A 12,255-nucleotide genomic window follows, 5' to 3' on the forward strand; every position below is an offset into this window, starting at 1 on the left:
TTAATCCCGAAGATTCGGGACTCTAACCAACTGAGCTAAAATTCCAGACAGTTGGTGATTTTCATCACAAAGCGTCTCTATAAATCTCCTTGATTTTTGTCTTTTAATAAACCTTTCGACAGCAATGACATTAGCCTTATCATCCGAAACCTCAAAAAGAGCAACTAGTTTCCACGGACGGAATTTTCGAGTGAATGTATTAAAGTTTTCCTGCCGATTATGTTTCAAAGTCTTTTATTCGGAAATTGTGAATATCCGGTGTAATATTTATCTGCTGATTCTGAAAACAAAATATAAATATAATACATAAAAAAAACCGTAATCTAAGTGACTACGGTTTGCTCCTCCTGCTGGGCTCGAACCAGCACCCTCTGATTAATCCCGAAGGTTCGGGACTCTAACCAACTGAGCTAAAATTCCAGACAGTTGGTGATTTTCATCACATAGTTTTTCCAAAAGTTTTCGGGATTTTTGTTTTTTAATATATCTTTCAATAGTAATGACTATAGTTTTATCATCAGAAACCTCAAAGAGAGCAACTATTTTCCACGGACGGAATTTTCGAGTGAATGTATTAAAGTTCCTACTGATTATGTTTCAAAAGTCTTTCATTCGGAAATTGTGAATATCCGATGTAGTATTTATCTGCTGATTCTGAAAACAAAATATAAATATAAAACATAAAAAAAGCCGTAATCTAAACGACTACGGCTTGCTCCTCCTCTTGGGCTCGAACCAAGGACCCTCTGATTAACAGTCAGATGCTCTAACCAACTGAGCTAAGGAGGAATGTTCCTCTTTTAAGGTGGTGCAAAGATAATATGAAAAATAATAGTAAGCAAATATTTTTTACCCAAAATTACAGGAAACCTGCTATCAGATTATTTTTCAGGAATTTAAATTTTAAAATAAATTAAAAAAGGAAAGTATGAAACAAAAAAAGACCTACATTTCTGTAAGTCTTTTTGCTCCTCCTGCTGGGCTCGAACCAGCGACCCTCTGATTAACAGTCAGATGCTCTAACCAACTGAGCTAAGGAGGAATGTCCTTATTTTTAAGTGGTGCAAATATAGGACGGATATTTGTACCACGCAAGTTTTTTAATTATTTTTTTGAATAAAATTAAAGATTTCCTGTAACCCATTTAAAAATATCACTTCCAAAAATCAGTAACATCAAGCCTAACAAGAAGATAACACCAACCATCTGTGCATTTTCTAATATCTTTTGCGGAACAGGTTTACCAACAATCATTTCGTATAAAGTGAAGATTACATGTCCACCATCCAATCCAGGAATTGGAATTAGGTTTAAGAATGCCAACCAAACAGAGAACATTGCTGTAAAACTCCAGAAAGCCGTCCAGTCAATAGATACACTTCCGTCTCTTGCTTTGTCAACAGGCATATTTTTGATGATAGCCAATGGACCACCAACTTTCTTATAACCCTGAACTTTTTTATTGAAGATTAATTTGAACTGTTTTACCTGATACGTTAAGCTTTCAATACTTCTTGTGAAACCTCTTCCGATAGATTCTCCAAAAGAAAAGTGTTTCGTTTCATAGAATTTAGTTAATTGCTTATAAGAAGCCAATCCTAAAGTTCCTTCTTTAGATACCGATAAAACAAGCGGCTGAATTGTTCCACCTCTTACTACATCTACTTTCAGGTCTTTTCCGGGACTATTTCTTACAGTTTCCTGAAATTCGTCGTAATATGAAATTTTCTTTCCATCAACAGCAACAACTTGGTCACCAACTTTCAAACCAGCTTGAGCAGTTTTAGGATTGTATATAGAATCGATTACTGCAGGAAATCTAGGCGTAAGGAATGCTCTGGGATTCTCATCTCTGAAAGCCATCGCTTTACCATCGTCATTCGTTGGGAATGTAACTTCCTTTCCGTTTCTTAAAACTGTGATTTCGTCACTTAAAAGAACATCTAAAGCTAATTTATCAAGATTATTCTGAGTTTTCCCGTCAACTTTTAAGATTTTATCGCCATCCTGGAAACCCATTCCTTTGGCAACGCTCGTATAATTCATAGGAGCATCAACTTTCGCTGTATCAAAAGAAGTTTCACCATTGAAAAACGAAAGACATCCGTAAATCAACCAAGCCAGGAAAAAGTTAACCGTAACTCCACCCAACATAATGATCAATCTCTGCCAAGCCGGTTTTGCTCTGAATTCCCAAGGCTGTGCAGGCTGCTTTAGTTGTTCGGTATCCATACTTTCGTCAACCATTCCGGCAATTTTTACATAACCTCCGAAAGGAAGCCATCCGATACCGTATTCAGTTTCGCCGATTTTTTTCTTAACTAAAGAAAAGTAAGGGTCAAAGAAAAGATAAAACTTTTCTACTTTGGTTTTAAAATACTTTGCGGGTAAGAAATGCCCAAGTTCGTGAAGAATTACTAAGATAGATATGCTTAATATAAATTGAAAGATCTTAATTGCTAATTCCATTAATTGTTTTTAGATTTTAATTTGCAAAGGTAACAATTATCAAAAGGATGCCAAACAAAAAAGCTCCTCTAAATGAGAAGCTTTGTCATATATTGTGACTGCTTTTTTAAAAATTGAATGAAACTCCCAGACTTCCGTTGTTCCCGACTTCCGCGAAAACACCAACTTTTTCTGTAAAGAAATATCGGGCACCAATATGAGCGCCAATACCGAAGTCTCTGCCGAGAACCCCAAGATCAACTCCCGGATAGATGTCTAGTTTCTCAGGCAATTCTAAAGCTTCGTTTAAATGAAAATTAACCCTTCCAAATATAAAAACCCTGTTATCTTTATTATTGTCTTTATATCCATCAAAATAAGCATTAGCTCCGGCTCCGACAGATATCAACTGGTTTAAACCATAGTCGTAAGTTGCGGTAATTCCCGTTCCATAGCCCCAGGCATTTAAACCTAAATTAACTTTCTGATCCCCTTTTCCGGTGTAGGCTTGTGCGCTGACTGCCACTCCGGCAAAAACCATCAACATAAAAACCAATTTCTTCATAGATTTTAATTTTAAATTATTACTAATGACAATTTGCAGCAAATATAAAACCGAAACCATTTAAAAGCTGTAATTTTATACAAGTTTTGAATTTGGAATGTGAAATCGCCATGTTTGTTTTTAAATTATAGATGCGATTTTAAAAAGGCGATTCCATACGGCAATTAAAAAAAAAGAAATCTGTGTATGAAAATTATAGGATTGAATCAGGAAATTATCTGGAAAAATAAAAGTGAAAACTTTAAATTAATAGAGAATCAGCTTCAAAACCAAGAAGCAGATTTATTTCTTCTGCCTGAAATGTTTTCTACAGGCTTTTGTATGGATGCTGCTGAAGTTTCAGATAAAAATGAAGAATCTTTAGAATTTTTAAAGAAAATTTCAAAAGAGAAAAATACAGCATTTTCCGGAAGTGCTTCTATAAAAGTTGATGATCAGTTTTTTAATAGAATGTATTTTGTGAAGCCAAATTCTGAGGTTACATTTTATGATAAAAGGCATTTGTTTTCGTTCTCGGGCGAAGACAAAATCTACACTCCCGGAAAAGAAAGGATCATTGTAGAATATCTTGGAATTCGTTTTCTGTTACAGGTTTGTTATGATTTGAGGTTTCCTGTTTTTGCGAGAAATAATGATGATTATGATGCTATTTTATACGTTGCCAACTGGCCGAAAAAAAGAGTCGGAGCTTGGGAACATTTGTTAAAAGCACGTGCGATTGAGAATCTGTCGTATGTTTTTGGATTAAACAGAATTGGCACAGATGGGAACGATCTTTTTTACCAGGAAAGTTCGCATTGCTTTTTTGCAGACGGAAAAGAAATTGCTGAGAAAAAAGGAAATTTGGTTTCTGCAGAATTAAATTTAGATGAACTTAAAGATTTCAGAAATCATTTTCAGTTTTTGAATGATCGGGATGTTTTTGAAATTAAATAATTCAAATTTTTGATAACTGGAATTTCATGAACACACGAACCATCAGAAAATTATTTTTCATTTTAACAACAATATTACCAAGCCTTTCGTACGCACAAGAAAATAATAAATGCGCTGAGAATATAGATTTTTTAATTAAAACACTAGAAGAAAAATCGCCTTCTTACAAGTATTTAGTTAAGAATAAAGTAGATTTCCAAATAAAAGCAGATTCTATCAAAAGCATTGCAATCAAAGACAACAACCCTTATAATTGCAAAGAATATTTACAGAGAATTATGCGAACCATCCAAGATGGTCATTTGCAAATTTTGGTAAAAAACAACCTTGATTTCAGTGATTCAACTTCAGTTAATAACTTTTTAAATTCGGAAAAATTCAATTCATTACCAAAAATAAATATTGATTCTCTTATCGAACATAAGAATCCAGATTACATCTACAACTCTTTAATAGACAACATTAATATTTATATTTTTCAAGATTCTCAAAATCATTTTAAAGGTTATGTAAAAAATTCAGATTCAAAATTTTGGAGAAAAGGAGAATTAATTCTAAAGTTTACTAAAGGAAATAGTTTTTACGAAGGGGTTTCATATACTATTTCTAAAGATCCACGATATTTCAAAACATCATCTTTAGAAAGCCTTATCAAAAAATTTAACATTAGTAAATTCACTAGAGAAGAAAGCCTGATTTTCAATAGATCTAAACAAAAATTGTCTTTTGAAATCATCGACAATGAAATATTATACGTTTCAATAAGAAGTTTCAGGAACTTAACTATTGAAGAAAACAAAGAGTTTGTAGAGTTTTTCGAAAAATATGTTTTGCCAAACTATAAAAAATACAAAAACATTATTTTTGACGTAAGAGATAATCCCGGCGGAGCAATGGCATATGAAACGTTGCTTAGCGGAGTTAAAAAGATAAAAGATCCTAAAAATATTTTTGTTTTACAAAACAGAAATACAGCAAGTGCTGCGGAGTTGTTCATTCTTCATTTAAGAGGATTAAAACCTATTAAAACCATTGGAGAGAACACGATGGGAATGACTTCATTTCGGGATATTCATCAAGCTCCATTCCCTAATAATGATTATGTAATTTTCCTTCCCACTAAGGTTTTTGATAAAAATTACAAAGATTTACTTCAATACGAATATATTGGTATCACACCCAACATTGAACTTAACGAAAACGAAAACTGGTTATTTAAAACTGTAGAAATTATAAAGAAAAACTCTTTATAATACACATTTTAAATTCAATTATTCAAAACTTCTTTTCGTTTTCTTAATTTTTTCAAAGCTTTTCTACCCAAAATGACAATCGCTATTACAGTTGCAATTGCCAGAAAAGCAGCTATTACAGGGGCAACCATTGCCAAAACAGCCATAATTCCTGCTCCTGCGGTTTCGGTAGTTCCTACAACAGGATTTCCCAATCCACCTGTTGTCGCGGTGGACGCCGCCCGAATTCCTGCAAAGCCGGAACTGATCGTTGCAGCAGTTCCGCCTCCTGCAATTAAAGCCAATCCCCACTGTGGAAATGTTCCTAAATCAGCAAACTGACTTGCAAAAAGTACAGAACCCGCAATCGTTGCCATTGGAACAGAAACAGTATCGAGCAAATGATCTACAATCGGAATATAATAAGCTAAAATTTCTGCTAATGTGGCAATTCCTGTCGTAATTAATGCTGGAAGACCACAAAGCCATTCAAAACTTTCATGCGTGGGAATCCATTGAAAATAAGAAGCTAAACTCACCGCAAACATCGGCAGGAAAACTCTGAAACCAGTTGCAGCAGCAAGCCCAATACCAATAAATGCGCTCAGAACATACGGAAGATAAGGAATTTGATCTTGCATAACATCAATTGTTTGTCTAAAGCTACAAAAAATACAAACACCTGCATCTCAAATTTTTAAGTGCTATAATGAGAAAGATTAATTTAGGCTCCTTGGGAGCAGAAACTTTGTAGAAAATATGAAAACGAAAATTGCGCTCCTTCGGAGCGCAACCTTTATATTAACAATAAAATAATTAAATTTAACCTTGCTACGATTTCTTTTGAGACTGACAAAGCTTAATAAACTCAGCTTCTACATCCTGAAATTTCTCAGGAAGTTCATTCGAAACCCAAAACATCATCGCAATTGTTTTTTCACCAAAACTTTCTTTAAACAAATCTTTATTTAGACGGTAACATTCTCTTAAAAGTCTTTTTATACGATTTCTATACACCGCTTTTTTAAAATATCGTTTAGAAACCGAAACTCCTAGTTTTACATTTTCGGTGTGTAGATCCGGGTGATTTTTTAGAATAATAATGCGCAAATTTCCACAACTCTTCCACTTACCTTTTGCAAAAAGTAAAGTGATCTCATTATCTTTTTTGAGTTTTTCTTCTTTTGGATATTTAAAATCAGACATTAATCTTTCTTCACTAGATGATTTATAACTTCTGCAGCTGCGTACAATCCGAAAATTGCAGGAAGAAAGCTAATGGTTCCGTAGAAAGATCTTTTATAATTGCTTCCGTCAGTCATTTTTAAACTTTCTTCATCCTGAATTTCATCCGAAAAAACGCAACGTATTCCTTTATCTATTTTTTCTTTTTTCAGTCTTTTCCTAACTTCTCTTGCAAGATGGCAATGCTGGGTTTTACTAATGTCGCGAACCATAACTTTAGAAGGATCAGATTTTCCGCCGGCTCCCATTGAGCTTACAATTTTTATTTTTCTGCGTCTTGCTGCAATAATTAATGATACTTTCGGGCTAACGCTATCTATACAATCTAATATATAATCAAAATTTCCACCATCTAGAATTTCCGCCATTCTTTCAGGATTCAAAAATTCATTGACTTTTAAAAGTTCAAGATTCGGATTAATATCCATCAATCTTTCTGAAACAACATCTACTTTATGCTTTCCTACAGTAGAATGTAGAGCAGGAAGCTGTCTGTTAATATTCGTAATATCTACAGTGTCACCATCTACAATTGTCATTTTCCCGACCCCGGCTCTGGCTACGAATTCAGCGGCAAAAGAACCCACCCCTCCTAAGCCTACAACCAAAACTGCGGCTTTATTTAATTTTTCAACACCTGCCTCTTTTATCAGTAACTCTGTTCTTTCAAGCCAAACTTTATCCATGCTGAATTGTTTCTAAATTTTCTAAAATCTGTTGATTAAGTTTTTCTAAAGAAATTCCCTTTAATTCTGAAACTTTTGCATATAATTCTTCAATATTAAAATCTTCATTATCAGTTTCGAGAAATATTTTATCTAAAGGAGTCGTCTTTAAAACATTCTGCAAAGATAGATTATACAAAACAGGTTTTCCAAAACTCAAATAAAATTTATTTTTAAGCAAATCATCAGCAATGCTCTGTTTTTTATTAAACCCATGAATAATCATGGCTTGAGTCGCTATTTTCCTGAAAGAAATTACCTCGTAGAATTTTCTTACACAATGAATGATTAATGGTTTTTTAAACTCATTAGAAATTTCAATATGTTTTTTGAAGACCTGTTCCTGTATTTTTTGTTCAATCGAAATCAATCCGTCAAGACCACATTCTCCGATGGCAAAACAGTTTTGAGTAATATTAGAATTCAACCAATTGAATTGGCTTTCAACACTTTCTGATTGAATATCTTGAGGATGAATTCCTATTGAGTATGGAAATTCAGGCAGACCTTCACTATATTCCAGATTGTAAATTCCGTAGCTTATATTTTTCTTATGATGATGAAAATCAAAAAATTTCATATTCAAAAATACTATAATTACTGTAAGGCTGAAAATTATTAAACATCTGTTTACAGATATGTTAAAAAGTCTTAACTTTACTAAAAACCTACGCATGGGAAAAAAGTTTTCTGAGAAGCAGATTCACATTCTTGATATTGCTGAAGAACTCATCGCTAAGAAAGGATATGAAGGAACTTCTGTACGAGATATTTGCACCAAAGCGAATATCAATGTCGCAATGATTTCTTATTATTTTGGTTCTAAAGAGAAAATGATGTCTTATCTTTATCAGTATCGGGTACTGAAAACCAGAGAGAACTTTTCTGAATTTGCAGATACCATAAAAGATGGCAGACCCGAAATGCAGATGAAAGAAATGATAAAATATATTGTAAGCCAGCTTTTCAGATACAATTATTTTCATGGTTTTGTCACACAGGAGCTTCGCCATACCGAAAATCTTAAAGATGAATTGCTCGATTTTTATCAGCTTTTTGTAAGAAAACTAGATGAAGTCATCAAAAAAGGAGTTACTTCAGGAGTTTTTACATTCACACCAAAACCTGAGGATATCCTTACTACCATTATAGGCTCTACCTTATTTGTCATCAGAAATAAGAATTTCTATGAGCTGTATGTACCTCACAATGATGACGAATCATACACCAAAGAAGCCGAAAAAAAGGTGAGAATGAATCTCTTAATGAATATTTTTGCTGTTTTGGGATATGCAGCAGACTAATTTTACGTTAAATAATCATAAAAAAAAATCTTTTAGCAAAAAAGTTATATTTTTGCAAATTAATAGCTCGGTAAACCCGAAAACTGTTACATTTTATATGAAAAAGTATATTTTAGGTATTTTCGCCATTGCTGTTTTGGCATCGTGCAAAAGTCAGCAGGAAAAAGCGTTGAGAAGTGCAGACAAAAACTTTATTCTTAAAGCTGCAAACGAAAATTTTGCTAAAAAGAAGTGGAAAAATGCATTGGCACTTTATGACAGACTTCCCAATTTGGTGGCAGGTACAGATGATGCACCCAACGTGGTTTTCAATTCTGCATACGCCAACTATTACGATAAAAACTACAGACTGGCAGGAAATCAGTTTAAAAATTTCTCGGTAAGTTTCCCTCAGGATAACAGAAAAGAAGAAGCGGCTTATATGTCTGCATTATGTTACTATAACGGTTCTATGGATTATAACTTGGATCAGTCTAGTACAGAATTGGCAATTAATGAGCTTCAGGAATTTTTGACGGCCTATCCTACTTCTGAAAGATCAAAAAACATCAACACCATGATTGATGAGCTTTCTTATAAGCTAGAATTCAAAGCTTACGAAAATGCCAAGCAATATTTCAAGATGGCAGATTACAAAGCTGCAGTTACTACTTTTGAGAATGTTTTGGATGATTTCCCAAGTACCAAACTTCGTCCAAAAATCTATGATTACATCATGAAATCACGCTATTCTTTGGCTGTAGGTTCCAATTATGATCTAAAAAGCGAGCGTATAGAAAGTGCTTTAGCTTTTACCAGACAGGTTGAAAAAGAACTTCCAGATACAGAATATTCTAAAACAGCATTAGACTTAAGAGAAAAACTCGAAAAAGAGAAAAAAGATTTTGCTGTTGCTAAAAAACAAATGGAAGAAAGAATTGCGGTACTTACGGCGAAGCAAAAAAAGATCGCCGATAAGCTTGCAGAGCAGAATAAAACAGAAGAGCAAATGAAAGAACAGATCTCTAACGAGAAGAAAGCAATGCAGATTCAGAGAGACAGTGCTGCATTACAGACACCTCCTCCGGCGGCGACTTTCAAAATCCAAAGATAATTCGTAAATTTGCCATCTTATAATTAAAATAATTTTCTCAAAATGAGCGTAAAAGATACAAAAGCAGAAGTAAATACTATTACTTACGATAAAGATAAGATTGAAGATAAAGTAGGTTCAATCTATGAAGCTATTGTGATCATGGGGAAAAGAGCAGAGCAGATCAATGCAGAAATCCGTACTGAATTACACAATAAATTAGACGAATTTGCTGTTCACAACTCTACTTTGGAAGAAGTTTTTGAAAACAGAGAACAAATCGAAATTTCAAAACACTACGAAAAACTTCCGAAACCAACATCTATCGCAATCCAAGAATGGTTGGATGGTGATGTATATTTCAGAAAAACTGAAGAAAGAAAATAATAAAATTTTATTTTTATAAAATCTAAGATCATAGAAGATTAATTTCTTCTATGATTTTTTGTTGTTTCTATATATTGCCATTATTAGAATTATCAAAATGCGCACAAATAAGACAACAAGGTTCTTGAAAAAAATAAGTAAATTAGTCCTTTAAAAAAATCTACATGAGTATTTCCGGGAAAAAGATTCTCATTGCCGTTTCTGGCGGAATAGCTGCTTATAAAATTCATTTCCTCATCAGAGACTTGATAAAGAAAGGAGCAGAAGTTCAGGTAATCATGTCTTCTGATGCAGAACATTTTGTTACTAAACTTAGTCTTTCAACGCTTTCAAAAAAACCTGTGTACACAGAATTTTATAGTGATAACGGAACATGGAACAGCCATGTCGAAATGGCACTTTGGGCAGATCTAATGATTGTCGCTCCCTGTACGGCAAATACTCTGGCAAAAATGATTCACGGGATTTGTGATAATCTTTTGATTGCGACATATATGTCGGCAAAATGCCCGGTTTTCATTGCTCCTGCGATGGATTTGGATATGTATCAACATCCTTCAACCAAAAATAACCTAAAACTTGCCGAAGAATTTGGTCACACAGTAATTCCTGCTGAAAGTGGAGAATTGGCAAGTGGTTTAGTTGGGCAAGGGAGAATGGCTGAGCCGGAAACCATTGCCCGAATGATAGAAGAGCATTTTAGTTCTGATCAAAAAAAATCTTTGGGAGGAAAAACAGTTTTAATTACTGCCGGACCAACGTATGAAGCTATTGATCCTGTTCGTTTTATTGGAAATCACTCTTCAGGAAAAATGGGTTTTTCTTTAGCTGAAGAGGCTGCAAAAAGAGGCGCCAAAGTGATTCTAATTTCAGGGCCAAGCTCTTTGAAACCGAAACATGAAAATATCAATTTACACCGAATTACATCGGCAAAAGAAATGCTCGATAAAGTTTTAGAATATTATGATACGATCGACATAGGAATTGCAAGTGCCGCAGTTGCAGACTACGCTCCGAAAGTGGTGGCTTCAGAAAAGATTAAAAAGAATGAAGATACTTTTACGATTGAGCTCATTAAAAATCCGGATATTCTGAAAACAATGGGCGAAAAAAAAGCACATCAGTTTTTGGTAGGATTTGCTTTGGAAACTCAAAACGAAGAAAAAAATGCGAAAGGAAAACTGGCCAAGAAAAATTTGGATATGATAGTTTTGAATTCGCTACGTGATGAAGGAGCCGGTTTCAAAAACGACACCAACAAAATAAAGATATTTACAAAAAACGAGAAAATAGAATTTGATTTAAAATCAAAAGAAAATGTCGCTAAAGATATTCTCGATTGTATTGAAGCTCAGTATTTAAAATAAATGTTATAAATTTCCGTTTTCAACTTTTAATTTGTCAAATGAAAAAAATAATCATACTTTTTCTTCTCATCGCATTTAATTTTGGTTTTTCTCAGGAAATTCTGGCTACAGTTCAGGTGAACTCTCAACAATTGGGAGGGAGTAATACCCAGGTTTTTAAAGCTTTGGAAAAAAGTCTCAGAGATTTTATCAACAACACGAGCTGGACCGGTAAAAAACTTCAGAATTTCGAAAAAATAAAATCAAATATCTCGATTGTTCTTAGCGAAAGAGAAGGAAACAGATTTAAAGGAGTTATAGTTGTTCAGGCTGTTCGCCCTGTATTTAACAGTTCATATGAATCTCCGCTTTTAAACCTTCAGGATACTCGGTTTGGTTTCGAATATGCGGAAAACGAAAATCTGATATTTAATGAAAGACAGTTTTCGGGGAAAAACTTAATTGATGTGATCAGCTTTTATGTCTATCTTATTTTAGGTTACGATGCAGACAGTTTTCAGTCGATGGGCGGAACGCAGTGGTTTTCAAAAGCGCAACAGATTGCCCAAAATTCTCAGAACAGAAATTATGAAGGTTGGAATCAAATCAACGAGCCCAGAAGCCGTTCTATTTTAATCGGCGAGATTCTTAATCCGAATATGAGCCAATTGCGTTCAACAATCTACACCTATCACAGAGCGGGTTTAGACGGATTGTTTAATCAGGATCAAACACAGGCCAAGAAAATTATCTTTGATGCTTTGATGCAGCTTAAAACTTACGAAAACTCTTTCCAGCAGAATTATTTCTTCAATCTTTTTATGGATACTAAAGCTGATGAAATATTCAATATTTTCAATTCTGGCAATAATGGAGCGGTAAACATCAGTGCTTTGAAGCAACAGATGATTATTTTCTCACCAAAGAACACAGAATCCAGATGGAATAAGTGGAAGTAACAGGCATAATTCTTGAATTCTGACTTCTAAATTTTA

Annotated in this window: 16 protein-coding genes and 2 tRNA genes; 7 read left to right on the plus strand and 11 right to left on the minus strand. The window is 33.9% G+C overall.

From position 1 onward, the window contains the following. From EG358_RS00815 to EG358_RS00840, 7 genes are all read right to left on the minus strand, one after another. The gene (locus EG358_RS00815; RefSeq protein WP_076561493.1) at positions 1-228 is read right to left on the minus strand and encodes a GIY-YIG nuclease family protein; all 228 of its coding nucleotides are present in this window, start codon (positions 226-228) and stop codon (positions 1-3) included. Continuing rightward, a complete protein-coding gene (locus EG358_RS19980) occupies positions 225-308 on the minus strand; it encodes a GIY-YIG nuclease family protein (RefSeq protein ID WP_394337951.1) in 84 nt (27 codons plus the stop codon). The genes EG358_RS00815 and EG358_RS19980 overlap by 4 nt, the downstream gene beginning before the upstream one ends. Before the next feature lie 275 nt (positions 309-583). Next, positions 584-682, minus strand: a complete 99-nt coding sequence (locus EG358_RS19985) for a GIY-YIG nuclease family protein (protein WP_076561492.1) — start codon at positions 680-682, stop codon at positions 584-586. A gap of 33 nt (positions 683-715) precedes the next feature. After that, a tRNA-Asn gene (locus EG358_RS00825) sits at positions 716-789 on the minus strand. Positions 790-968: 179 nt separating this feature from the next. Continuing rightward, positions 969-1,042, minus strand: a tRNA-Asn gene (locus tag EG358_RS00830). 80 nt (positions 1,043-1,122) lie between these two features. Continuing rightward, entirely contained in the window at positions 1,123-2,469 is a 1,347-nt protein-coding gene (rseP, locus tag EG358_RS00835; protein ID WP_076561491.1) for an RIP metalloprotease RseP, read from the minus strand. A gap of 106 nt (positions 2,470-2,575) precedes the next feature. After that, on the minus strand, positions 2,576-3,013 hold the full coding sequence (locus EG358_RS00840; protein WP_076561528.1) for a DUF6646 family protein: 438 nt from the start codon (positions 3,011-3,013) through the stop codon (positions 2,576-2,578). Positions 3,014-3,199: 186 nt separating this feature from the next. Here EG358_RS00840 and EG358_RS00845 point away from each other — a divergent pair, with 186 nt between their 5' ends. Further along, positions 3,200-3,949, plus strand: a complete 750-nt coding sequence (locus tag EG358_RS00845; protein WP_076561490.1) for a nitrilase-related carbon-nitrogen hydrolase — start codon at positions 3,200-3,202, stop codon at positions 3,947-3,949. Positions 3,950-3,975: 26 nt separating this feature from the next. After that, positions 3,976-5,202: a S41 family peptidase gene (locus EG358_RS00850; protein WP_076561489.1), complete on the plus strand. Its 1,227-nt coding sequence runs from the start codon at positions 3,976-3,978 to the stop codon at positions 5,200-5,202. A 14-nt stretch (positions 5,203-5,216) separates the two neighbouring features. Here the strand turns inward: EG358_RS00850 and EG358_RS00855 are convergent, their stop codons facing one another. The 4 genes from EG358_RS00855 to EG358_RS00870 all read right to left on the minus strand — a co-directional run bounded on the left by EG358_RS00855 (position 5,217) and on the right by EG358_RS00870 (position 7,731). Beyond that, a complete protein-coding gene (locus EG358_RS00855; protein ID WP_076561488.1) occupies positions 5,217-5,822 on the minus strand; it encodes a DUF4126 domain-containing protein in 606 nt (201 codons plus the stop codon). Between the two features lie 190 nt (positions 5,823-6,012). Next, on the minus strand, positions 6,013-6,387 hold the full coding sequence (gene rnpA, locus EG358_RS00860) for a ribonuclease P protein component (RefSeq protein WP_076561487.1): 375 nt from the start codon (positions 6,385-6,387) through the stop codon (positions 6,013-6,015). Beyond that, positions 6,387-7,112 (minus strand): tRNA threonylcarbamoyladenosine dehydratase, encoded by a 726-nt coding sequence (locus tag EG358_RS00865; protein ID WP_076561486.1) that lies wholly within the window; start codon positions 7,110-7,112, stop codon positions 6,387-6,389. The genes rnpA and EG358_RS00865 overlap by 1 nt, the downstream gene beginning before the upstream one ends. Further along, the gene (locus EG358_RS00870) at positions 7,105-7,731 is read right to left on the minus strand and encodes a TatD family hydrolase (RefSeq protein ID WP_076561485.1); all 627 of its coding nucleotides are present in this window, start codon (positions 7,729-7,731) and stop codon (positions 7,105-7,107) included. Before EG358_RS00870 ends, EG358_RS00865 begins: the two co-directional genes overlap by 8 nt. 94 nt (positions 7,732-7,825) lie before the next feature. On the opposite strand from EG358_RS00870, the gene EG358_RS00875 reads away from it, so the two are divergent. From EG358_RS00875 to porD, 5 genes are all read left to right on the plus strand, one after another. Next, positions 7,826-8,455: a TetR/AcrR family transcriptional regulator gene (locus tag EG358_RS00875; RefSeq protein WP_076561484.1), complete on the plus strand. Its 630-nt coding sequence runs from the start codon at positions 7,826-7,828 to the stop codon at positions 8,453-8,455. A gap of 97 nt (positions 8,456-8,552) precedes the next feature. Next, positions 8,553-9,548, plus strand: coding sequence for an outer membrane protein assembly factor BamD (bamD, locus tag EG358_RS00880; RefSeq protein WP_076561527.1), 996 nt, complete (start codon positions 8,553-8,555; stop codon positions 9,546-9,548). Positions 9,549-9,590: 42 nt separating this feature from the next. After that, positions 9,591-9,914: a DNA-directed RNA polymerase subunit omega gene (locus EG358_RS00885; RefSeq protein ID WP_076561483.1), complete on the plus strand. Its 324-nt coding sequence runs from the start codon at positions 9,591-9,593 to the stop codon at positions 9,912-9,914. 164 nt (positions 9,915-10,078) lie between these two features. Beyond that, a complete protein-coding gene (gene coaBC, locus EG358_RS00890; protein ID WP_076561482.1) occupies positions 10,079-11,281 on the plus strand; it encodes a bifunctional phosphopantothenoylcysteine decarboxylase/phosphopantothenate--cysteine ligase CoaBC in 1,203 nt (400 codons plus the stop codon). A gap of 38 nt (positions 11,282-11,319) precedes the next feature. Further along, positions 11,320-12,219: a type IX secretion system protein PorD gene (gene porD, locus EG358_RS00895; RefSeq protein WP_076561481.1), complete on the plus strand. Its 900-nt coding sequence runs from the start codon at positions 11,320-11,322 to the stop codon at positions 12,217-12,219. Positions 12,220-12,255: the final 36 nt, after the last annotated feature.

The organism is Chryseobacterium indoltheticum, from assembly GCF_003815915.1.
Classification (GTDB): Bacteria; Bacteroidota; Bacteroidia; order Flavobacteriales; family Weeksellaceae; genus Chryseobacterium; species Chryseobacterium indoltheticum.